Origin of the sequence: Apibacter sp. B2912, assembly GCF_009827835.1 — a bacterium.
Classification (GTDB): Bacteria; Bacteroidota; Bacteroidia; order Flavobacteriales; family Weeksellaceae; genus Apibacter.
The window spans coordinates 345,458-366,753 of sequence record NZ_WINV01000001.1; the positions used below are offsets into that span (position 1 = coordinate 345,458).

Sequence of the window (21,296 nt, forward strand, 5' to 3'; positions counted from 1 at the left end):
CTTTCAAATTTAATTAAATCACTTCTCCTGATTTGGTTGCAACTCTAACTTTTTTCTCACCATCCATTTTATAACTTACTCTTGTTGGTTTTCCAGATTTTGGATCCAATAGAGCTAAGTTAGAAATATGTATAGAAGCTTCTTTTTCAATAATGCTTCCTTGAGGATTTTCTGCTGAAGGTTTTCTATGTTTTTTAACTATATTAACTCCTTCAACTATCGCTCTGTTTTTTTCAGGATAAATTACTAAAACTTGTCCTTGCTTTCCTCTGTATGATCCGGCAAGAACTTGAACTTTATCTCCTTTTTTTATTTTAACTTTTGCCATTTTTTTTAATTTACCTTATAATACCTCAGGAGCTAATGATATAATTTTCATATACTCTTTATCACGTAATTCTCTGGCTACCGGTCCAAAAACACGAGTTCCTCTCATTTCTCCTGCTGCATTTAACAATACACATGCATTATCTTCAAAACTAATATAAGAACCATCTTTCCTTCTTACAGGTTTTTTAGTTCTAACCACTACTGCTTTGGATACTTGACCTTTTTTAGCGTTTCCTGATGGAGTAGCATCTTTTATAGTAACAACTATTTTATCACCTACAGATGCATATCTTCTTTTTGAACCTCCTAACACTCTGATAACTAAAGCCTCTTTTGCTCCAGTATTATCTGCAACTTTTAATCTTGATTCTGTTTGTAGCATCTCTAAATTATTTAGCTCTTTCTAATATTTCTACTAATCTCCATCTTTTACTCTTACTCAATGGACGAGTTTCCATAATGCGAACGGTATCTCCTTCATTGCATTCGTTTTTATCATCGTGAGCAGTATATTTTTTAGTTTTTAAAACGAATTTCCCATACATGGGATGTTTCATTCTGCTTGTCTCACTAACAACGATAGTTTTATCCATCTTATTGCTAGATACTACTCCGATTCTTTCTTTTCTTAAATTTCTTTCCATAATTGAAATTAAATTCTTTTTCGGATTTTAAATTACTTTAAGGCTGTTAACAACCTTGCTATTGTTTTTCTCATCTCTCTTAATTGAATCGGATTTCCAATTGGAGACACTTTATGTGATAATCTTAGTTTAGCATACTCAGCTTTTGTTTCAGCTAATTTTGCTTTAACTTCTTCTTGACTTAAATTTCTTATATCAACTGCTTTCATCGATTTTATTATTTATGATTGCACAAAATCGTTAGCAACAACAAATTTAGTTTTCACCGGTAATTTTTGAGCTGCAAGTCGTAATGCTTCTTTTGCAACATCATAAGGAACTCCCCCTATTTCAAATAAAATTCTTCCCGGTGATACTCTTGCTACCCAATATTCCACAGCACCTTTTCCTTTACCCATACGAACCTCAGCAGGTTTTTTGGTAATAGGCTTATCCGGGAATATTTTAATCCATAATTGTCCTTCTCTTTTCATATATCGAGTGGCAGCAATACGTGCAGCTTCTATCTGTCTTGCAGTAATAAATACTGAATCTAACGCTTTAATTCCAAAAGTACCGTATGCTAATTTACTTCCTCTGTAAGAAAGACCTTTCATACGTCCTTTTTGCTGTTTACGGAATTTTGTTCTTTTTGGTTGTAACATAATTACCTAAGATATTTTTTTATCTTCTTTCTTTAACTTTTCTTTTCTGAGTCTTTTTCTGAAGACCTACTAACGGAGATAACTCCCTTTTACCATACACTTCGCCTTTCATAATCCATACTTTTACCCCTAAGCGACCATAAGTTGTATGAGCTTCAGCAATATAATAATCAATATCAGCACGGAAAGTTGACAAAGGAATTCTTCCTTCTTTAAAAGATTCTGATCTTGCCATTTCAGCACCGTTTAAACGTCCGGAAATCATAATTTTAATTCCTTCAGCGTTCATTCTCATTGTAGATGCAATAGCCATTTTAACAGCTCTTCTATATGAGATACGGCTTTCAATTTGACGAGCTACACTTTCTGCAACTAATTTTGCATCCAGTTCAGGTCTTTTAATTTCAAAAATATTTATTTGAATTTCCTTTTTAGTAATCTTTTTTAACTCTTCTTTTAATTTATCTACTTCCTGACCACCTTTTCCTATGATAATTCCAGGTCTTGCTGTGGTGATGGTAATAGTAACTAATTTTAAAGTTCTTTCGATGTAAATTCTGGAAACACCTGCTTTGGATAATCTTGCTTCTAAATATCTTCTGATTTTGTAATCTTCTGCTATTTTATCTCCAAAGTTTTTTCCACCATACCAATTAGAATCCCATCCTCGAATGATTCCTAATCTATTACCTATTGGATTTGTTTTCTGTCCCATACTTAATTTACTTCGTTTTTGTTTCCTAGAATAATTGTTACATGATTAGATCTTTTTCTAATCCTATATCCTCTCCCTTGAGGAGCAGGACGTAATCTTTTTAACATAGATCCACCGTCAACAAAAATTTCTTTTACATAAAGTTTAGCTTCTTCGATGTCTTTACCTTCATTTTTAACTTGCCAATTAGCTATAGCACTTAATAAAAGTTTTTCTAATCTGATTGAAGCTTCTTTTTTTGAATATTTTAATATGTATAATGCTTTATCAACATCAACGCCTCTAATGATATCTGCTACTAATCTCATCTTTCTAGGCGAGGTAGGACAATTATTCAAGCGAGCAATTGCTAAATTTTTCTTAGCTTCTTTACGTGCTGTTGCACTATTTTGTTTTCTGTTACCCATTGCTTATTATCTGTTACCTTTATTTTTATTTCCTGCATGACCTCTAAACACACGAGTAGGTGAAAATTCTCCTAGCTTATGTCCAACCATATTTTCAGTTACATATACCGGTACAAATTGTTTTCCGTTATGTACTGCAAACGTTTGACCAACGAAATCCGGAGATATCATTGATGCTCTAGACCATGTTTTAATCACGACTTTTTTTCCTGACTCTATATTTGCTTGAACTTTCTTGTTTAATTTATAGTGAATATAAGGTCCTTTTTTTAACGAACGTGCCATACTAGATTATTTTCTTTTTTGTAAAATATAACGATTCGATTCTTTCTTCTTTGAACGAGTCTTGTATCCTTTTGCAGGCATACCTTTTCTAGATCTTGGATGTCCTCCGGTTGATCTACCTTCACCACCTCCCATTGGGTGATCTACAGGGTTCATTGCTACCGGCCTTGTTCTTGGTCTTCTTCCTAACCATCTGCTTCTACCTGCTTTACCAGATACGATTAACTGATGATCTGAATTGGATACTGAACCAATTGTTGCCATACATTCAACTAAAATCATACGAGTTTCTCCGGAAGGCATTTTAAGAACGGCATATTTACCGTCTCTGGCTATAAGTTGTGCGCTGGTTCCGGCACTTCTTGCCATTTTTGCTCCTTGTCCGGGACGTAACTCAATACATGAAATAACAGTACCTAAAGGTATGCTTTTTAATTTCATTGCGTTTCCAATTTCAGGAGCAACACTCTCTCCTGAAACGACTTTTTGTCCTACCTTAATACCGTGAGGAGACACAATGTAGCGTTTTTCACCGTCTGCATAAACCAATAATGCGATAAATGCAGTTCTGTTTGGATCATATTCTACTGATTTTACAGTAGCCGGAATGCCAAACTTATTTCTCTTGAAATCGATCTCTCTGTATCGTTTCTTGTGTCCACCTCCGGTATAACGCATGGTCATTTTTCCGGAATTATTTCTACCTCCTGATTTAGAAATTCCTCTTAGTAAGGATTTTTCTGGTTTTGAAGTAGTGATTTCTTCAAAATTGTTAACAATTCTGAATCTTTGTCCGGGGGTGATAGGTTTTAATTTTCTTACCGACATGATTCTTTATAAATTATATATTTCCAAATACATCAATGGTTTGACCTTCTTTTATGTCAACCATTGCTTTTTTCAATTTATTAGTTTTTCCAACTTGAAGACCTGTTTTTGTATATTTTGACTTAACAACAGGTGCAGAAATTAATGTTCTTACTGCAACTACATTAACTCCGTAAGCTTGTTCTACAGCATATTTAATCTCTGACTTATTCGCTTTAGTATTTACTAAAAAAGTATAACGATTTCTTTTTTCAGCGATTTCGTTAGCTTTTTCTGATATAATAGGTTTTATGAGTACAGACATAATTCTATTTTCTTAAATTTTCTTGTATTTTTTCTACTGAACTTTCAAACAAAACCACTTCATTCGCTTTTAAGATATCATAACTACTTATCTCGTTATATCCTAATACTTTAGCGTCTTGTAAATTTCGTGATGACAAGTATACATTTTTATTAGACTGCCCTAAAATAAACAAAGCTTTTTTGTTAGCTAGTCCTAAATTTTGTAAAACTTTAGTAAAATCTTTTGTTTTAGGTGCTTCAAAATTTAAGTCTTCAACTACTTTTAAGTTGTTTTCTTTTAATTTTTGGCTAAAAACTGATTTTTTTGCTATTCTTTTTAATGATTTATTTAATTTGAACCTGTAATCTCTTGGTCTAGGTCCAAATACTCTTGCTCCACCTCTGAACAAAGGGTTGTTGATATCTCCTTTTCGGGAACCTCCTGTTCCTTTTTGACGATGAAGTTTACGAGTTGATCCACTTAATTCGGATCTTTCTTTAGATTTATGAGTTCCTTGTCTCTGTGATGCCAAATATTGCTTTACTTCTAAGTAAACAGCATGTGTATTTGGTTCAACTCCAAATATTGTTTCGTCTAAAGTAACCTTTCTTCCGGTTTCTTTTCCGCTTCTATCTAGTACTACTAATTCCATCTTCTTACAATTACATATGAATTTTTAGGACCCGGAACTGCACCTTTTACAATTAAAAGATTTTTTTCATTGTCCACTTTTATAACCTGTAAATTTTGCACTGTCACTTGATTTCCACCCATTCTTCCAGCCATTCTCATTCCTTTAAATACTCTGGATGGATCTGATCCCGCTCCAATAGAACCCGGAGCTCTTAATCTGTTATGCTGACCGTGTGTTGCTTGCATAACTCCTCCAAAGCCGTGTCTTTTAACCACCCCTTGGAATCCTTTACCTTTTGAAGTTCCGGTAACGTCAACATATTCTCCTTCTGAAAATAAATCAACTTTTACTTCTTCTCCAATTTTCAATCCGTCAAATCCATGACGAAACTCCACCATTTTTCTTTTTGGTGTTGAACCTGCTTTTTTGAAGTGACCTAAAAGGGCTTTGCCGACATTTTTTTCACTTCTGTCATCGAAACCTAGCTGAACCGCATAATAGCCGTCCTTTTCTTCGGTTCTGACCTGTAAAACTGTACATGGACCTGCTTCTATAACAGTACAAGGAATGTTTTTACCTTCCTCGTCAAACAAGCTGGTCATGCCAATTTTTTTTCCAATAATACCTGACATTTGTTCTATTTATATATTTTTTCGGACTGCAAAATTAAAAAATTTTTTTCACAATTTAACATTCTGATTCAAAATTTTTTATAATTAGTTTTTATTTTGATTTTAATGGATTTAACTTGATTAAAATTTTAATTTAAAATTTATCATTATTTCATCTAATTTTAGGTAAATTAATTCAAAACAAAATACTTATAACTTTATTGTGTTTTTAAGTTTTTCACATATCACGTAATTCCTTTTTTTCTCAATGTAGGTAAGCTCAAAAACTTTTAATTTAAATTAATCTAAATTTTGCATAATTTGATTGAATGTAATTTTTCTATTTTTTAAATCATTTAATTATAAAATTTTTTTTAAACTTTATTGATTTTACAATATATATAACTTATAATAATCTTTCTATAAAAAATAAGGGATTGCTATAAAATAAAGCGATCCCTCGGTGTTATTTTTGGTTTTTTGTATCTATTTTAACTCTTTAATTCCGAAATTTTTAAAAGCAAAAGCAAATTTATCTGCAGTTTCTTCAATAAGTAAATCAATAGGTTTTCCGGCTCCATGTCCGGCCCTTGTTTCAATTCTTATTAAAGCCGGATTTTTGCAATTTTGTTTTTCTTGTAATTCTGCAGCAAATTTATAGGAATGAGAAGGAACTACTCGGTCATCATGATCTCCGGTAGTAAGTAATGTTGCAGGATAGCAAATTCCTTTTTTAACATTATGTACCGGAGAATAGGATTTAAGATAAGTAAACATTTCTTTATTATCTTCTGCTGTTCCATAATCATACGCCCACCCGGCTCCGGCAGTAAAAGTATGATATCGTAACATATCAAGAACACCCACAGCCGGTAAGGCAACTTTGGCTAAATTTGGCCGCATGGTCATTACTGCTCCTACTAACAATCCTCCATTGGATCCTCCCGATAAGGCTAAGTATTCTGAAGATGTATATTTGTTGGATATTAAATATTCACCGGCGGCTATAAAATCTTCAAATACATTTTTTTTCTTTAATTGAGTTCCTGCGTCATGCCACTTTCTACCGTATTCCCCTCCTCCTCGAAGGTTAGCAACTGCATAGACTCCTCCATTTTGTAACCACACGGCAGTCGCTACAGAAAATACGGGAAGCAGACTAATTTCGAATCCTCCATATCCATATAAAAGGGTTGGATTTTTCCCATTGAACTGTGTCCCTTTTTTATAAGTAATTGTCATCGGTATTTTCGTTCCGTCTGATGAAGTATAAAAAATTTGTTTACTCTCAAATTGATGCGGATCAAAGTTTATCTCAGGTTTTTTGTACAGCTCTGATTTTCCGTTTTCCGTATCTAACTTAAAAACGGTTGATGGATATATGTAGCTGGTAAAGGAATAATATATTTCTTTTTGATGAGATTTTCCTGTAAAGCCTGTTGCCTGACCTAATCCGGGTAATGGTAAGGTTCGTATTAAGTTACCATTTAAATCGAATTGCTTCACTTCAGAATGTACATCAACAATATAGTTAGCAAAAAAATATTTATTAGCACCGGTCACATGTAAGACTGATTCAGACTCCGGTATGATCGTTTCCCATTTCGGCTCTTTCTGCCCTAATTGTGTTACATTCAATCTAACCAATTTTTTATTGGGTGCCTGTTCATTGGTTTCAATATATAACCAATCTCCATCGGTAGTGATTACTTCGTAATTATTGGTAAAACCGGTTACGATGGGTTGTATTTTATTTTTATTTTGGGTGTCCAGAATATATAGTTCATTACCCGATGTTGAATTTGCTGCCGTAATTATTATATATCGTTGATCTTCGGAAACCTTTGCATTGATATATCTTCTTGGTGTTTCTTCTCCCCCGAAAATTATCGGGTCTTTGGATTGAGATTCCTTTAAGGAATGAAAATACAAGATATGATGCTCTGTTTTCCCTGATAATTGACTTCCTTCTTTCGGCTTTTGATAACTCGAATAATAAAATCCTTCATTGGATTTCCAAGCTATGTTTGAAAATTTAACGTGAGTTAATGTATCTCCAATCTGTTTTTTAGTTTGGGTTTCTATTACTACTACTTTCCTCCAATCTGAACCACCTTCCGATATTTGATAAGCGGCCAAGCTTCCGTCTTTACTGAAAGAAATATCACCTAAAGAAGATGTACCGTCTTTAGAAAAGGTGTTGGGATCTAAAAATACCTCTTCTTTTCCTCCGGAAGTTAATTTTCTATAAAGCACCGACTGAGGCTGCAATCCATTATTTTTATAATAATAGGTATAATTTCCTTCCTCAAAAGGTGCTGAAATTCTTTCATAATTCCACAGCTTTTTAAGCTGGTCTTTTAATTGATTTCTATACGGTATGTTTTGTAAATACTCAATTGTCAACTCATTTTGAGTTTTTATCCATTGTTTAGTTTTGGGAGATTGATCATCTTCCAACCATCTATAAGGAGCCGGAACTTTTTCTCCAAAATATTCGTCAACCACCGATTGTTTTTCTGTACCAGGATATTTCATGTGTTGTGCATTTACGGTTAAGCATGAGACTAAACTTAACGTAATTATTTTTGGTTTTATCATAAAAACTAATTAATAATTATAAAATTAAAAAAAACCTTTAATTAACAAATTAAAGGTTAGATAAAATTATGGATGTTTAAAATATTAAAAGCTGTAATTATATTCGGTCAAATTTTTAAATTCATTAAGTCTATTTTCATACTCCAAGGAAGATAACTCTTGCAATTTCTCTGTGCCGAATTTTTCAACCGTGAAAGAAGCTAATGCACTTCCCACGATAATGGCTTTTTTCATGTTTTCATAGGATAAATCTGCCGTTTGGGTTATATAGCCTGCAAATCCCCCGGCAAAAGTATCTCCGGCACCCGTTGGATCAAAAACATCTTCTAAAGGCAGAGCGGGAGCAAAAAATATTTTATTTTCATTAAACAATAAGGCACCATGTTCACCTTTTTTTATAATCACTACCTTTGGACCCATGCTTTGAATTTTTTTTGCTGCTTTAACTAAGCTGAATTCCCCTGATAATTGTCGGGCTTCTGCATCGTTTACTGTTAATACATCTACTTTGGAAATAATTTGAAGCAATGAATCCCAAGCGGTATTCATCCAGAAGTCCATAGTATCTAAGATTACCAATTTTGGTTTATCAGTCATTTGTTTTAAAACGGATAATTGTATGGCGGGATGTAAATTTCCTAACATTACAATTTCAGAATTTTTCTGAGAATCGGGTATTTTTGGCTCAAAATTTTCCAACACATTTAATTCGGTGATTAATGTGTCTCGATTATTCATATCTATATGATATTTTCCTGACCAAAAAAAAGTTTTTCCATCTTCTATTTTTTTTATTCCTTCAATACCTATGGAATTTTTATGAAATACCTCTATATATTCAGGTTTAAAATCACCGCCAATTACAGAAACAAGGTTAACTTCTGCTCCGAGCTTGGAAGCAGCCAAACCTATATAAGTGGCAGCTCCGCCTAAAATTTTATCAGTTTTCCCAAACGGGGTTTCTATGGCATCGTATGCTACGGTACCCACTGCTAGTAATTTCATTTATTTTAATTAAAATTGTGTGTCTACAAAGATAAACCTATTGTAAAAGATAAGAAAAGTTTTACCGAAAAATATATCCTGTTTTATAAAATATTTTTTACTTAAATGTCTATTCTTCAATAGTTATTTGATATATGTTTAAATTAATTCAGGTTGATTTTTATTTTCGACAACTAATTCTATTCTCCTTACGGCTATTTATTTTTTGACTTAAATCCGTAGGATAAGCCTATACCAAATGTTTGTCTTGTTTGAACTCTTTCTATTTGATCGTGATCATAAATTAAGTCAAAGGTTAGTTTCGTGGATATGTGGTTATTGACTTTCATATCTATAACACTTCCAAAATTCACATCAACCCTTTCGGTATGAGATAAGTAATTGGTAAATAAAGATAAAGCATTATCCCAAACAACATTTTTCATGATTTCAACTTTATATTTAGCGGTAACCATTGCCCCAAGTTCCATAAACATACAGTCTCCGTCATGTTTTAATCCGTAATTATCTTTTTTCTGCAACTTTCTGTCCAGAACAAATGTATTTTTAGAGGTTATAGGTAATAATGATAATTGAAAATTTCCATCCGGCTTATATTCAAAACCAACCCCCAACGTTAAATAGCCCGGAGACATAAAAGAGGAAATTCTGTCTTTGGAAGTGTAATCCGGATGGGCAGAATAATCATATCCGTTAAACATTTGTGTTTTAAAAGACATATCTATACTTGCATACCAATTATTTGATATGCTCCTTCCATACATCGACTCAAGTAACAAAATATCATCTGTTTTTCTCATCTTATCGTTTTTGTTGTTAACTTGACCATAACCGATAGTTATTGTATTTTTAAAAATATTTTTTCCTTTTTTGTAATCTAAGGAATATTTTATTCTTGCTGATCCTCCAAAAGAATTTGTTCCTCCGGCTATCCAATGTGAAAATGAACTTTGATTTACTATAAGTGAATGGTCTCCACTAATTTTCCAATTTTTAGTTTTTTTGGGAACAGTTACCGTATCTGTAACAGGATTTTCTGTACCTAATTGTTGAGCATAAATAAAATGTGAAAGGATGGATACAAATAAAAATAATAAAATTTTCTTCATCATTCTTGATCGATTTATTGGTTTTAAAAAAAAGTTAAATATAGCAAGTATTCAATTTACGCATTAGTTTACATTTTAGTTCGTTATTTATCAATTAAAGGATTGAATTGATATTGTTTTTCTTGTGTTATGTAAGTTTCTTGTTTATTAAAATAAATAATATACGAATATATTCGTATATTATCTAAATTCAAAATTAAATATGCGTATTGTTGATAACCTTACTAATTATTTATTAAAAAATGAGAATTTTTAATTATTTATTGGTCGCAAAAATATTCCATAGAAATATTAATGGAGAGTGTTTTATAGTGAGGTAAAATCAAAATGAACATGAATGCAAAAAAAATAAAAATAACTATAAGAGCAATATCATATATAGCTGTTGTTATTATTCAGCTATATATGATGTAACTAATTTATATTAACTAAAAGATAAATTTTATTTTTTGCTTTTATAAAGAACCGGATTTAATTCGTCATCATTGTACATCTTCATTTGTTTATATACTTTCATATACTTTTTCCCGGCTGAGTAGTCTTCTAAAAGTTCTTCTATTGCAGTAGACAAATCCACATACTGTTGTTGTAAAACATCTAATTTTTTCTGACAGCTTTCTTTGTGTTCTTGGCCCGCATCCGGACGTTCAACCTCAGCTTTCATATGATATATCTTTAAAGATAAAATCGATAAACGATCTATCGCCCAAGCCGGACTTTCCGTATTTATTTTTGCATCGGGAAGAATTTGAACGTCTTTATATTTATTTAAAAACCAGCTGTCCAAATTTTCTACCCGATCAGTCCTTTCTTGATTAGATTTATCAATCCACCTTTTTAATCGTAAGGCTTCAATCGGATCAATATTTTCATCTCTAATTAGGTCTTCCAAATGCCATTGAACGGTATCAATCCAATTTTTTAAATACAATAAGTGTTCAAGGCTATCTTGAGGATATGGGTTGTTAATTTTCTGGTTTACATCATCTTTTACATGATAATCCTGAATACTTTGATTAAATATTTCCCAGGCTTTTTCTGTAAATTTCATGTTGTTATTTATTATTTTACTAATAATTAATTCGTGATTAGTTTTCTTCTTTGGAATTGGTTGATGATTGAGAATCTTTTTTCTTTTCATCATCTGACTTAGTAGCATCTTTAAACTCCTTCAATCCTGTTCCCAAACCTCTCATCAATTCAGGAATTTTTTTCCCACCAAACAATAATAATACTACAATCAATATTATTACTATAGACATAGGATGTTCAAATAATCTCATAATTTTTTTGATTTGTTTCAAAGTTAATGAATTTTTGAAAATTCTTAACTTCAATAATACATTTTCTATAAATAACTTACATACCGGATAACCAGTTGGATGGATTTTGAGGAACAGTGCCTTTCCATACCTGGAACCCTAAAAGGGTGGTATTCGTATCGTCTGTGTAAATTTTACCTAACGCTTGACCTGTTTTTACTTTGTCTCCTACGGAAACAATAACGGTTGAAAGGTTTGAATATAAGGTAAAATAATTTCCATGACTGATCAATACTGCTTTCCCTCCTCCGGGAACTATCAAAATTCTGCTTACCGATCCGTTAAATACGGATTTAGCCAAACTACCCGGTGCAGCAGCTATCTCAACGCCTTGATGCTCTACATAAATATTCGGTACTACCGGATGTGGCGTTCTACCAAATCCGGAAACCACTGTTCCTGCAACCGGCCAAGGAAGTGAGTTTTTATTGGCTTCAAAATTTCTAGACAGTGTTTCTGAAGCACTCGTATTTATGTTAGGAATATCTAAGGACTTCTTCTTTGCAACTGCTTTTTCTTCTGCAATTTTTGCATCTTGTGCTTTTTGGGATGCTAATTTTTCGGCTGCCGACTTTTCAGCAGCTGCCTTTTCTGCAGCTTTTCTAGCGTCGTCCGCTCTTTTTGCGGCTGCTTTATCATTAGCCTCTTTTTCAGCGGCTAATTTAGCGGCTAATGCTTGTTCTGCTGCTTTTTTAGCTGCAGCCGCTTTTTGCGCAGCCATTTTTTCTGCCGCCATATGAGCCTCCATTGCTTTTTTAGCTCGTTCTTCTTCTATTGTTTTTTTTCGTAATCTTTCCGCTTCTTCTGCCTTTCTTCTTTCTTCTGCCTCTTTCGCCTTAACAACTCTAAGCTCTTCTGCAATAATTGCTTGAACCTGTCTTTCCAAAGCCTTTCTTTGTGATTGCTTTTGCTTTATTTTTTCGGCTAAATCACCTTGCTCCTTCATATATCGCTCAACTAAAATTTCTTTTTCTTTCTTTTCTGTGTTTAGTTGATTGATTTGGGCTTGTTGTTGAGCCAAAACCTCTAATTTTTCTTTTTTTGCGGCTTCTCTTAATTCGATGGTATGCAAAATTTGCTGTTGTTTTTCATTAATTTCAGCAACTTTTTCATCTTGAAATTCCGAATATTTCTGTAAATATTTTATACGTCGAAAAGCTTGGGATATGTTTTCTGACGATAATATGAATAAAATCTTATTTTGAACGGATTTATTTTTGTAAGATCGTATCAATACATCTGCATAATCTTCTCTGAGCTTTTTTAATTCTCTTCGTAATTTATTAACTGCTAATTGATTTAAATATATTTCTTCATCTAACACTCTGGCCTCTTTCCGTGTGGTGTTGATCAATTTTGCCCGTACGCTGATTTTTTTATTAAGATTCGCAATATATGTAATAGATGTTTTCGATTCATTTTTACTTGAAATCAAAGCCTTGTTGAGTTCGGCAATCTCTTGTTTTAACTGAGCACTCTGTTTTTGAAGGTCTTCTTTCTTATAGGGTAACTGACTATAGATAAATATAGTTAGTAAAAGAAAGAAAAATGTATATATTTTTTTATTAATAGCCATTAATTAATTTTTCTTTGCGAATATCCCTTTGGAATTTCAAAAGGCGTTTCCATATTAACGAACTCAAATTTATTATAATTCAATGTAATTTTAATCTCTTTTTCTCCTTTTATGAAAATTTTAATATTTCTTGGCAAAATTTTATTCTCAATATTTATATAATCATCATAATCTATCTGTAAATACGTATTTTTTGATGGATCATCCATACGTATCTGTCTTAAATTAGAATTGGAATCGAAGGTAAGTCTTCTTGAAAAATTTCTTGCATCTTTACCGCTGCCTACTTTCATAGTTTTTTTGGAAGTAAGTATGTAAAAATTATTCTCAATTGAAAAATTAAAATCGTTGATATCTAAAGGAAAAAATAATTTACCTATCAATAAATCTTCAATATTTTTATAGGTTAAAAAATCTACTTTTAAAAGATTATTTAGATAATCAAAATTTGAATCAACATATGTTTTTCCTAATCTTTCGTACATCTTAAATCCTCCCGGATAAATGGAAGCTCTTGCTAAAGGAAGAATTAAAGATGCGTTAGCCCAAATTTGATTTCCTTTATCGATATATAGGGTTAAGGCTACCGAAGGATATGAATTCCCCGATTCTATATCTGCATTGGCTTTTATCTTTAAAGTAGTAAAATCGACAGGTTGAGCAATCGTTTTAACTAAATTTTCAACACTTGCATTTTCAGACTTGATTTCTTTTTCATTAATGGATATTCCTTTTTGGGTTTTACATGAAAATATCAATGCAGAAGCCAAGAATAGAATCAGTAATTTTTTCATATCTTTTATTTAGTTTCCAATACACTAAAGTCACCTAAGCTTAATGATCGAGAGACACCGATATACTTAGCAGAATTACCAATCATTGAATTGGTAAGATTTCCATGACTGATCTGGGTGTTTTCTTGTATCAACGAATTTTCTATATTACTTTTATTAATTTTAGTTCCATTGCCTAAAGAAACATTGGGACCTATTTTTGAGTTAATTATTTCTACATTTTCACCGATGAAACAGGGAGGAATAATTAAACTGTTTTCAATTTTTGCACTTTCAGGATATAAAGCTAATTCATCTTTTTCATAATTTAAAATTTTAGAATTAGTTTCTACCGTTACATCTTTGTTTCCACAATCCATCCAGTCATCTACTTTTCCAAGTGTGAATTTGGCACCTTTATCTCTTAAAATATCTAAAGCATTGGTCAGCTGATATTCATTAGCTACTTTAATATCGTTATCAATTAGATAATTTATTTCATTCATTAATTTATCTGCATCCTTGAAATAATAAATACCGATAATTGCTAAATCAGAGACAAACTCTTTCGGTTTTTCAACGATTCCTTTTATAATACCGTATTCATCTAATTTCACCACTCCAAAAGCACTCGGATCTTCCACTTTTTTAACCCATATTACTCCATCAGAATTTTTATCTAATTGAAAATCTGCTTTAAATAAAGTATCCGCAAATGCAATTATAATGGGGCCTTTCATACTTTCTTTAGCACAATGAATAGCATGTGCCGTTCCTAAGGGACATAATTGATGATAGATAGTACCTTTAGCTCCTAATTTTTCAGCAATATCTATTAATTGATTTTCCGTTTCTTGTCCAAAATCGCCTATTATAAATGCTATTTCTTCTATTTTATCATCCACTACTTTAGCGATGTCTTCAACTAATCTTTGAACGATAGGTTTTCCTGCAATAGGTATCAACGGTTTTGGAATAGTCAATGTATGCGGCCTTAACCTTGACCCTTTACCGGCCATTGGAACAATAATTCTCATATTTATCTAATTAAAATGTTCTTAAAAAGTTTTTTTAGTGTTATTAATTTTATTTGATTCCTGAACTTCCATACCCACCTGTACCTCTTACCGTTTCACTCAGTTCTTCAACTTCTTCCCAAACTATCGTTTCATGTTTTGCTATCACTAATTGCGCTATCCTTTCTCCATCATTTATAGTAAAATCTTCTTTAGAAAGATTTACTAAAATTACCCCTAATTCACCTCTATAATCAGCATCTATAGTTCCCGGAGAATTGGGACAACCGATTCCGTGTTTAATAGCTAATCCACTTCTTGGACGGATTTGCCCTTCATATCCGGGAGGAATTTCAATATATAGTCCTGTAGGTATTATTTTTCTTTCCAAAGGCTTTAATAATACAGAAGCTTCCAAGTTTGCTCTTAGATCCATTCCTGCGGAAAAGGCCGTTTTGTATTCGGGAAGCTCATGCTTTGATTTATTTATAACTTTAATTTTCATTTGCATTGGTATATTTTTAAATAAATAATTTATTATTATAAATTATCATAGGATTTATTCCAAATAAAATTAACTCTACTTGGCAGTTCTTTTTTATTAAATTCATTTAATGATCTTATTAAATATTGTAAATCTTTTGGATCATTACTTATACTATATACTGAAACTTCAGAATTGGCCACTACTGAACAACAATTATTTAATTTCCAAGAGCCTATTTCTATGTAACCGCTGTATACATTTGGGTCAAACCAATTTTTATAAATAAAAATAACATTTACATTTTTTTTCTCTAATTCTGTTTTTATTACTTTAGCAAGATATTCTTCACTTATTTTCTTACTTAGTGCAATATTCTTATTTCCTAAACCAAACATATCAACAATATAAGAATTAGATAAAAACGACGGATAACCAATATCATTGATTCCTACGCTCTGATTTTCATAATATTTCTTTATAAACTTAGCTGTTTGATACTGTTGATAATAAATTTCTTCAGCACCTCTTTTTATGCAAATATAATTAAAAACTGATCTTTGTGTAAACCTAATTAAAGGATATAGTAAAAATAAACCTATAAACGAAGACAGAATGATCTTTTTAAGAGTTATTTTTTTAGTTAAGATTGGATATAATTGATAAACTGAGTAAAAAAACAATGACAACACCATGGGAAATAAAAATGCCTCATATCTATATATCCATCCGAATTTAGCAAATGATATATAGAGAAGAAGATTTATCAAAAAAGCAAAAATCACATAAGTTACTCCATCAATTTTTTTCTTTTTAAACCTTATTATAAGTTGTGTACACAGAGAAAATGAAATTAAAATTATAAAACATATCAGATAAATTCTCGACCCTTTTTTCCATATAAAATTTTCTAAAATTGATTTAAAAGGAATAATTTTTGCCAAAAAGTTTTGTTCTGCCAAATTTGATTTAACTATTACGGAATATGGAAAAAAAGTCCCCCCGTTATAAATGAAATAAACCCCAAAGATAGAAACTGATAAACCCGCAGCAATAAAACCTAAAAAACTTAATTTGAATTTATGTTTATACAGAAGAATTATCCCTCCTGCTATTATAAGAAAAAGCCCCTCATATCTTGAAATGGGCAGAAAAAAAGAAATAATTATATAACTGATTATATTTTTTTTCTCAAATTCACCAGAAGTAATTTTCCATAAAACAAAGATATACAATAGAGATAAAAGAGCATGCAATATATGTTCCATTGCAATTATACTCATATTGGGTAAAGGTGTAAATATTATAATAGAGGATAATAAAAAGAATACTGTTAGATTTGAAATTTTATTTTTAAAAAAATCCCAAACAAAGTATATTAAAAATAGTGAAATAATAATATTAATAATTAAAGGAGCTAGTTCATTAACTCCAAATAAAAAAAAACATAATGCTAAAAGTAAAGTAAATAATGGAGAAGATGAAGCAGAGCTAAATTCATGAGGGTTAATCCCCCATGTGCCGTATTCTGCTAAATTTTTGGAAATCGCCATATGAATATAAGTATCATCTAATGGATAAGTAAATTTTCCAAGCGATTCGACTATAGAATAGCATAATCCCCCCAAAATAATAAAATAAAAAACAAAAGACAATAAAAGTAATAGTATTTTTTTACCCATATATGTATTAAAGTTATAATTTGTTTAACAAATATATAAAAAAGGATAATTTATCTTATTAAAAAAAAATCTTGGTTATTATTATTTTGGTTTTATAACATACCTTTAACTACTTAAAAAATTTAGCCCATATTTAAATATAAACTATTTATTTTTAGAAGGTTAATTATCAAAATTAAAATTTAAAAATATTGTTTTTAAGAAATAAATATAGCTTACTAACTAATATTTAATATTATATTTGTTTTTAAATTATTAATCATATTTAATGAATAACCTGTTTATTAAAGACCTTACTTCTCGATATAATTATAAGGGAGAAAAAATAATGCTTGGAAAAGCTTTGTTAGATGGCCAAATAGTACCGGAAGTTGAAATATCGGTTCCTTTAAAAATGATAAACAGACACGGTTTAATTGCGGGTGCTACAGGTACCGGAAAAACCAAAACTCTTCAGGTATTGGCCGAGCAACTTTCCCTTAAAGGTGTTCCAACCTTATTAATGGATATCAAAGGTGATTTAAGTGGAATTGCAAAAGCCGGTGATCCTAATAACCCCAAAATACTGGAACGTTATAAAAAATTAGGCTTATCTTACCATACACAAGGATTCCCGGTAGAATTATTAACTATTTCACAAGAAAAGGGAGTCAGACTCAGAGCTACGATTACTGAATTTGGACCTATTTTATTAAGTAAAATCCTTGAACTTAATGATGTTCAAACCAGTATCATGTCAATACTTTTTAAATATTGTGATGATAAAAAACTTCCCTTACTTGATCTTGACGATTTACGAAAAGTTTTACAATTTGTAACCGACAATGATCAAGGTAAATCGGAATTGGCTCAAAATTACGGTTCAATTGCTCCCAGCTCTTTAGGCTCAATTTTAAGAAAAATTGTTTCTTTAGAGCAACAAGGCGCCGGTCGTTTTTTTGGAGAACCCAGCTTTAATACAGACGATTTATTGGAAGTTAGAAACGGGTTGGGAGTTGTGAGTATTATTCGTTTAACAGATATTCAAAATCAACCCCAATTTTTTTCAACTTTTATGTTGAGCTTATTGTCTGAAATATATCAGACCTTTCCTGAGGTAGGTGATCTTGACAAACCTAAACTTGCCATTTTTATAGACGAGGCCCATCTTATATTTAATGAAGCTTCTAAAGCTTTACTTAATCAGATTGAAACTATGGTTAAGCTTATACGTTCCAAAGGGATTGGATTATATTTCTGTACCCAGGTTCCGGGAGATGTTCCCGATGGCGTATTAAGTCAGTTAGGATTAAAGATACAACATGCTTTGCGAGGCTTTACCGCAAAGGACAAAAAAGAGATAAACAAAGCGGTAGAAAATTATCCGACTTCTACATATTATAAGGCTAATGACCTGATACAACAATTAGGTATAGGAGAAGCATTTGTAACTTCATTAGATGAAAAAGGAATTCCTACTCCTTTGGCAGATACATTCATGATCTCACCGAGTTCTCGTATGGATGTACTTACTTCCGATGAAATTGATGAGATTGTAAATAATTCAGACTTGGTTAAAAAATATGCGGAAGATATTAATAAAGAAAGTGCTTATGAAATTCTTAGTGAAAGAATGAATGCTGTTTCTGATAATAAAAATTCTACAACTACAGAAACTCAAACGAACAAAAAAGGAAATACAACTACTCAAAAATCCGAACCCTCTTTATTTGAAAAAATAATGAATTCACCATTTGTTAGAGATATTGGAAGAACATTTGTACGAGAAGGTTCAAAAATGTTTTTCGGAGCTTTAGGCGTTAAAAAAAATACAAGAAGAAAAAACTAATTTTTGACGAGTATAGATATTTTTATATGGACTATGCAATTTTAGATGTGGAAACCAGCGGTGGTAAATTTAATGAAGAAAGTTTAATTGAAATCGCCATATATAGATTCGATGGAGAAAAAATTACAGATTCTTTTAGCTCTTTAGTTAACCCTGAAAAGGAAATACATTTTTATGTTCAAAAGCTCACGGGCATTACGCAAAAAATGGTAAAAACTTCACACAAATTTTATGAATTAGCAAAGCGAATTGTTGAAATCACGGATGATGCCATTCTTGTTGGACATAATATTAGTTTCGATTATCGTGTAATACGCAGTGAATTCTCTCGTTTAGGATATGATTATCAACGACCCACCCTGGATACTATCACATTAAGCCGAAATCTAATTCCGGGTATGACCTCCTATTCTTTAGGTAAACTTTGTGATTCGCTGGGAATTCCTGTAAGTGATAGACATAGAGCTCATGGAGATGCTCGCGCTACCGTTAAATTATTTCAGCTTTTATTAGCTAAAGATTTGCATAAAAATATTATTGGATCATCCATAAAGCATAGCAACTACCAATCTTTAAATAAAAAAATACTTTCTTTTTTAGAAAAGCTTCCCCTTGAAACCGGAGTTTTTTATTTTCATGATGAAAATGACAAAATTATATACATCGATAAAGGTTTAGATATTTCTACTAAAGCCAGACAGATTTTAACTTCAAAAAGTAAAAGGTCAAGAATTTTACAAGTTAAAACCAAAGAAATCAGTTTTGAGCTTACCGGAAATGAAATTATTGCAAACATAAAGGCTTTAAATGAAATTAAAATTAATCGCCCCCTTTATAAGCCTACTAAAGAAAATTATACTACTATATTCGGTATTTTCTTTACGCCACCCACCTTAAGCATTGATTTTATCAATTTTAAAAATAAAAAACACGCTTTATTCGCTTTTGAAACCTTGGATAAAGCTGAAGATGCATTACTTTTTTTACAAAAAAAAATAGACAGTGGTGTAAATATACTTTCAGAAATAAATTTTCAAGAAGATACGTATATTTTATTAACAGATAAGGGAAGAACATTCGGTGAAAAATCTTTTTTGTTTTTTGAAAACGGTCATTTTAAAGGATACGGTTTTTATTCTCTGCACACACAAATAAAAAATGTAGAACAAATAAAAAAAATTATGGTACCATCCACCATAAATGCTGAAATTTTACTTCAAATACGTAATAAATTTTTCATTTTAAATAAGTTACAAAAATTTGTTATTTCAGAACCCAACCTTTTCAGTTAAATTCAATTTAAAAATCATTTTAAAAAGAGTATATCATTCTATTTTTCTATAAGGTGTGTATTACGAATTAATTAATTAATTATTTTATAATATAATCAGTTCTTATTATGAGAAAAAGAAATTTTTTACCAATAGATTCTTATTTTTGTAATTATATATACTAAAAAAAGATGAAAGGGATACTTTTGGTCAATCTGGGATCACCAAAAACTGCATCAGAACAAGATGTTCGAGTTTATTTGCGTGAGTTCCTAATGGACAAACGGGTAATTGATGCGCCGTGGTTAATTCGTAAATTCATTGTGGAATGCATGATCTTACCTAAAAGACCTAAAGAATCTGCTCATGCCTATCAAAATATTTGGTGGAAGGAAGGCTCTCCTTTAGTTGTAATTTCAAAAAGAATTACTCAACTATTGCAAAAAAAGTTAAAATATCCCATTGCCTTAGCGATGAGATATCAAGAACCCTCCATTCAAAATGGTCTGCTCGAATTAAAAAATCAAGGAGTTTCAGAAGTTTTGGTTATTCCATTATACCCTCAATATGCAATGAGCACAACTGAAACTGTAGTAGAAAAGACTAAAGAAATTCAAAAAAAGTATTACCCGGATATATCAATAAGCTTTCTACCTCCTTTTTATAATGATGAAGAATATTTAGAGGTTTTAAGCAATTCTATAAAAAAACAGCTGCCCGAATACTACGATTTGATTTTATTCAGTTATCACGGTCTTCCTGAACGTCATATTTACAAAACCGATCCGACTAAGCAATGTCGAATTGACGATACTTGTTGTTTTGAAAAAGGATTGGCATCTCATCCCTACTGCTACCGACATCAATGCTATTACGTTACCGAAAAAGTTCGCCAAAAATTAGGTTTAGATACATCTAAAATCAGGCAAACCTTTCAATCTAGATTAGGCAGAGATCCCTGGTTAAAACCTTATACTGATAAAACATTGGAATCTCTTCCTTCTGAAGGGGTATCTAAAATAGCGGTTGTGGCACCTGCTTTTGTATCCGATTGTCTTGAAACTTTGGAAGAACTTGCGATAACGGACAAAAAATTATTTATGGATTGCGGAGGCAAAGAATTTCATTATATAAAATGTCTGAATGAAGATGAGAATTGGATTAATTGGTTACAAGAAAAAATTAACAGTTTTTTATATCAATCTTAATCAATGGTTTATCCAATAGAAAATTTAAATTATAAAA

Annotated in this window: 25 protein-coding genes; 3 read left to right on the forward strand and 22 right to left on the reverse strand. The window is 31.4% G+C overall.

Going from position 1 to position 21,296, the window contains the following annotated elements; genetic code table 11:
* Nucleotides 1-13: 13 nt before the first annotated feature.
* The 22 genes from rplX to GFV01_RS01625 form a co-directional block, all read right to left on the reverse strand.
* Complete coding sequence (rplX, locus tag GFV01_RS01520; protein ID WP_105298124.1) at nucleotides 14-328, reverse strand: 50S ribosomal protein L24; 315 nt, start codon at nucleotides 326-328, stop codon at nucleotides 14-16.
* 15 nt (nucleotides 329-343) lie between these two features.
* The gene (gene rplN / locus GFV01_RS01525; RefSeq protein ID WP_055425363.1) at nucleotides 344-712 is read right to left on the reverse strand and encodes a 50S ribosomal protein L14; all 369 of its coding nucleotides are present in this window, start codon (nucleotides 710-712) and stop codon (nucleotides 344-346) included.
* Between the two features lie 7 nt (nucleotides 713-719).
* On the reverse strand, nucleotides 720-974 hold the full coding sequence (rpsQ, locus tag GFV01_RS01530; RefSeq protein WP_185150309.1) for a 30S ribosomal protein S17: 255 nt from the start codon (nucleotides 972-974) through the stop codon (nucleotides 720-722).
* A 32-nt stretch (nucleotides 975-1,006) separates the two neighbouring features.
* Nucleotides 1,007-1,183 carry a 50S ribosomal protein L29 gene (rpmC, locus tag GFV01_RS01535; RefSeq protein WP_105298126.1) on the reverse strand — a complete coding sequence of 59 codons (177 nt, stop codon included), beginning with the start codon at nucleotides 1,181-1,183 and terminating at the stop codon, nucleotides 1,007-1,009.
* Nucleotides 1,184-1,195: 12 nt separating this feature from the next.
* Entirely contained in the window at nucleotides 1,196-1,618 is a 423-nt protein-coding gene (rplP, locus tag GFV01_RS01540; protein ID WP_055425366.1) for a 50S ribosomal protein L16, read from the reverse strand.
* Between the two features lie 19 nt (nucleotides 1,619-1,637).
* A complete protein-coding gene (gene rpsC / locus GFV01_RS01545; protein WP_055425367.1) occupies nucleotides 1,638-2,333 on the reverse strand; it encodes a 30S ribosomal protein S3 in 696 nt (231 codons plus the stop codon).
* Between the two features lie 2 nt (nucleotides 2,334-2,335).
* Nucleotides 2,336-2,740: a 50S ribosomal protein L22 gene (gene rplV / locus GFV01_RS01550; RefSeq protein ID WP_055425368.1), complete on the reverse strand. Its 405-nt coding sequence runs from the start codon at nucleotides 2,738-2,740 to the stop codon at nucleotides 2,336-2,338.
* Between the two features lie 6 nt (nucleotides 2,741-2,746).
* Nucleotides 2,747-3,025, reverse strand: a complete 279-nt coding sequence (gene rpsS / locus GFV01_RS01555; protein ID WP_055425369.1) for a 30S ribosomal protein S19 — start codon at nucleotides 3,023-3,025, stop codon at nucleotides 2,747-2,749.
* A 6-nt stretch (nucleotides 3,026-3,031) separates the two neighbouring features.
* The gene (gene rplB, locus GFV01_RS01560) at nucleotides 3,032-3,853 is read right to left on the reverse strand and encodes a 50S ribosomal protein L2 (RefSeq protein ID WP_105298127.1); all 822 of its coding nucleotides are present in this window, start codon (nucleotides 3,851-3,853) and stop codon (nucleotides 3,032-3,034) included.
* A 13-nt stretch (nucleotides 3,854-3,866) separates the two neighbouring features.
* Entirely contained in the window at nucleotides 3,867-4,157 is a 291-nt protein-coding gene (gene rplW / locus GFV01_RS01565) for a 50S ribosomal protein L23 (protein WP_105298128.1), read from the reverse strand.
* A 4-nt stretch (nucleotides 4,158-4,161) separates the two neighbouring features.
* Nucleotides 4,162-4,791 carry a 50S ribosomal protein L4 gene (rplD, locus tag GFV01_RS01570; RefSeq protein WP_160564295.1) on the reverse strand — a complete coding sequence of 210 codons (630 nt, stop codon included), beginning with the start codon at nucleotides 4,789-4,791 and terminating at the stop codon, nucleotides 4,162-4,164.
* Complete coding sequence (gene rplC, locus GFV01_RS01575; protein WP_055425373.1) at nucleotides 4,782-5,405, reverse strand: 50S ribosomal protein L3; 624 nt, start codon at nucleotides 5,403-5,405, stop codon at nucleotides 4,782-4,784. The genes rplD and rplC overlap by 10 nt, the downstream gene beginning before the upstream one ends.
* Before the next feature lie 465 nt (nucleotides 5,406-5,870).
* The gene (locus GFV01_RS01580) at nucleotides 5,871-7,985 is read right to left on the reverse strand and encodes a prolyl oligopeptidase family protein (RefSeq protein ID WP_160564297.1); all 2,115 of its coding nucleotides are present in this window, start codon (nucleotides 7,983-7,985) and stop codon (nucleotides 5,871-5,873) included.
* 84 nt (nucleotides 7,986-8,069) lie between these two features.
* Entirely contained in the window at nucleotides 8,070-8,990 is a 921-nt protein-coding gene (locus tag GFV01_RS01585; RefSeq protein ID WP_160564299.1) for a PfkB family carbohydrate kinase, read from the reverse strand.
* Nucleotides 8,991-9,184: 194 nt separating this feature from the next.
* Nucleotides 9,185-10,102 (reverse strand): DUF3078 domain-containing protein, encoded by a 918-nt coding sequence (locus GFV01_RS01590; RefSeq protein WP_160564301.1) that lies wholly within the window; start codon nucleotides 10,100-10,102, stop codon nucleotides 9,185-9,187.
* Nucleotides 10,103-10,541: 439 nt separating this feature from the next.
* Nucleotides 10,542-11,150 (reverse strand): DUF4254 domain-containing protein, encoded by a 609-nt coding sequence (locus GFV01_RS01595; RefSeq protein WP_160564303.1) that lies wholly within the window; start codon nucleotides 11,148-11,150, stop codon nucleotides 10,542-10,544.
* Between the two features lie 37 nt (nucleotides 11,151-11,187).
* Nucleotides 11,188-11,382 carry a twin-arginine translocase TatA/TatE family subunit gene (gene tatA / locus GFV01_RS01600; RefSeq protein ID WP_160564305.1) on the reverse strand — a complete coding sequence of 65 codons (195 nt, stop codon included), beginning with the start codon at nucleotides 11,380-11,382 and terminating at the stop codon, nucleotides 11,188-11,190.
* A 76-nt stretch (nucleotides 11,383-11,458) separates the two neighbouring features.
* The gene (locus GFV01_RS01605; protein ID WP_160541854.1) at nucleotides 11,459-12,997 is read right to left on the reverse strand and encodes a murein hydrolase activator EnvC; all 1,539 of its coding nucleotides are present in this window, start codon (nucleotides 12,995-12,997) and stop codon (nucleotides 11,459-11,461) included.
* Nucleotides 12,997-13,791: a DUF4292 domain-containing protein gene (locus tag GFV01_RS01610; protein WP_160564307.1), complete on the reverse strand. Its 795-nt coding sequence runs from the start codon at nucleotides 13,789-13,791 to the stop codon at nucleotides 12,997-12,999. The genes GFV01_RS01605 and GFV01_RS01610 overlap by 1 nt, the downstream gene beginning before the upstream one ends.
* 5 nt (nucleotides 13,792-13,796) lie before the next feature.
* Nucleotides 13,797-14,807: a sugar phosphate nucleotidyltransferase gene (locus tag GFV01_RS01615; protein WP_160557065.1), complete on the reverse strand. Its 1,011-nt coding sequence runs from the start codon at nucleotides 14,805-14,807 to the stop codon at nucleotides 13,797-13,799.
* A gap of 49 nt (nucleotides 14,808-14,856) precedes the next feature.
* Nucleotides 14,857-15,291, reverse strand: coding sequence for a dUTP diphosphatase (gene dut, locus GFV01_RS01620; RefSeq protein ID WP_105296616.1), 435 nt, complete (start codon nucleotides 15,289-15,291; stop codon nucleotides 14,857-14,859).
* A 35-nt stretch (nucleotides 15,292-15,326) separates the two neighbouring features.
* Nucleotides 15,327-16,952 carry a hypothetical protein gene (locus tag GFV01_RS01625; protein ID WP_160564309.1) on the reverse strand — a complete coding sequence of 542 codons (1,626 nt, stop codon included), beginning with the start codon at nucleotides 16,950-16,952 and terminating at the stop codon, nucleotides 15,327-15,329.
* Nucleotides 16,953-17,220: 268 nt separating this feature from the next.
* Between GFV01_RS01625 and GFV01_RS01630 the strand changes: the two genes are divergently transcribed.
* The 3 genes from GFV01_RS01630 (at nucleotide 17,221) to hemH (ending at nucleotide 21,259) form a co-directional block, all read left to right on the forward strand.
* Complete coding sequence (locus GFV01_RS01630) at nucleotides 17,221-18,780, forward strand: helicase HerA-like domain-containing protein (protein ID WP_160564311.1); 1,560 nt, start codon at nucleotides 17,221-17,223, stop codon at nucleotides 18,778-18,780.
* Nucleotides 18,781-18,806: 26 nt separating this feature from the next.
* Nucleotides 18,807-20,072, forward strand: coding sequence for an exonuclease domain-containing protein (locus GFV01_RS01635; protein WP_160564313.1), 1,266 nt, complete (start codon nucleotides 18,807-18,809; stop codon nucleotides 20,070-20,072).
* A gap of 170 nt (nucleotides 20,073-20,242) precedes the next feature.
* Nucleotides 20,243-21,259 carry a ferrochelatase gene (gene hemH, locus GFV01_RS01640; RefSeq protein WP_160564315.1) on the forward strand — a complete coding sequence of 339 codons (1,017 nt, stop codon included), beginning with the start codon at nucleotides 20,243-20,245 and terminating at the stop codon, nucleotides 21,257-21,259.
* Nucleotides 21,260-21,296: the final 37 nt, after the last annotated feature.

Bases quoted from the DNA above. Each gene is read 5' to 3' on its own strand.
- rplN (WP_055425363.1), bottom strand. From the start codon at position 712: ATGCTACAAACAGAATCAAGATTAAAAGTTGCAGATAATACTGGAGCA.
- GFV01_RS01595 (WP_160564303.1), bottom strand. From the start codon at position 11,150: ATGAAATTTACAGAAAAAGCCTGGGAAATATTTAATCAAAGTATTCAG.
- rplP (WP_055425366.1), bottom strand. From the start codon at position 1,618: ATGTTACAACCAAAAAGAACAAAATTCCGTAAACAGCAAAAAGGACGT.
- rplD (WP_160564295.1), bottom strand. From the start codon at position 4,791: ATGGAATTAGTAGTACTAGATAGAAGCGGAAAAGAAACCGGAAGAAAG.
- rpsQ (WP_185150309.1), bottom strand. From the start codon at position 974: ATGGAAAGAAATTTAAGAAAAGAAAGAATCGGAGTAGTATCTAGCAAT.
- dut (WP_105296616.1), bottom strand. From the start codon at position 15,291: ATGAAAATTAAAGTTATAAATAAATCAAAGCATGAGCTTCCCGAATAC.
- GFV01_RS01625 (WP_160564309.1), bottom strand. From the start codon at position 16,952: ATGGGTAAAAAAATACTATTACTTTTATTGTCTTTTGTTTTTTATTTT.
- GFV01_RS01605 (WP_160541854.1), bottom strand. From the start codon at position 12,997: ATGGCTATTAATAAAAAAATATATACATTTTTCTTTCTTTTACTAACT.
- rpmC (WP_105298126.1), bottom strand. From the start codon at position 1,183: ATGAAAGCAGTTGATATAAGAAATTTAAGTCAAGAAGAAGTTAAAGCA.
- GFV01_RS01585 (WP_160564299.1), bottom strand. From the start codon at position 8,990: ATGAAATTACTAGCAGTGGGTACCGTAGCATACGATGCCATAGAAACC.
- GFV01_RS01580 (WP_160564297.1), bottom strand. From the start codon at position 7,985: ATGATAAAACCAAAAATAATTACGTTAAGTTTAGTCTCATGCTTAACC.
- rplV (WP_055425368.1), bottom strand. From the start codon at position 2,740: ATGGGTAACAGAAAACAAAATAGTGCAACAGCACGTAAAGAAGCTAAG.
- rplC (WP_055425373.1), bottom strand. From the start codon at position 5,405: ATGTCAGGTATTATTGGAAAAAAAATTGGCATGACCAGCTTGTTTGAC.
- hemH (WP_160564315.1), top strand. From the start codon at position 20,243: ATGAAAGGGATACTTTTGGTCAATCTGGGATCACCAAAAACTGCATCA.
- GFV01_RS01635 (WP_160564313.1), top strand. From the start codon at position 18,807: ATGGACTATGCAATTTTAGATGTGGAAACCAGCGGTGGTAAATTTAAT.
- rpsC (WP_055425367.1), bottom strand. From the start codon at position 2,333: ATGGGACAGAAAACAAATCCAATAGGTAATAGATTAGGAATCATTCGA.
- GFV01_RS01590 (WP_160564301.1), bottom strand. From the start codon at position 10,102: ATGATGAAGAAAATTTTATTATTTTTATTTGTATCCATCCTTTCACAT.
- rplB (WP_105298127.1), bottom strand. From the start codon at position 3,853: ATGTCGGTAAGAAAATTAAAACCTATCACCCCCGGACAAAGATTCAGA.
- tatA (WP_160564305.1), bottom strand. From the start codon at position 11,382: ATGAGATTATTTGAACATCCTATGTCTATAGTAATAATATTGATTGTA.
- rplX (WP_105298124.1), bottom strand. From the start codon at position 328: ATGGCAAAAGTTAAAATAAAAAAAGGAGATAAAGTTCAAGTTCTTGCC.
- rpsS (WP_055425369.1), bottom strand. From the start codon at position 3,025: ATGGCACGTTCGTTAAAAAAAGGACCTTATATTCACTATAAATTAAAC.
- rplW (WP_105298128.1), bottom strand. From the start codon at position 4,157: ATGTCTGTACTCATAAAACCTATTATATCAGAAAAAGCTAACGAAATC.
- GFV01_RS01615 (WP_160557065.1), bottom strand. From the start codon at position 14,807: ATGAGAATTATTGTTCCAATGGCCGGTAAAGGGTCAAGGTTAAGGCCG.
- GFV01_RS01630 (WP_160564311.1), top strand. From the start codon at position 17,221: ATGAATAACCTGTTTATTAAAGACCTTACTTCTCGATATAATTATAAG.
- GFV01_RS01610 (WP_160564307.1), bottom strand. From the start codon at position 13,791: ATGAAAAAATTACTGATTCTATTCTTGGCTTCTGCATTGATATTTTCA.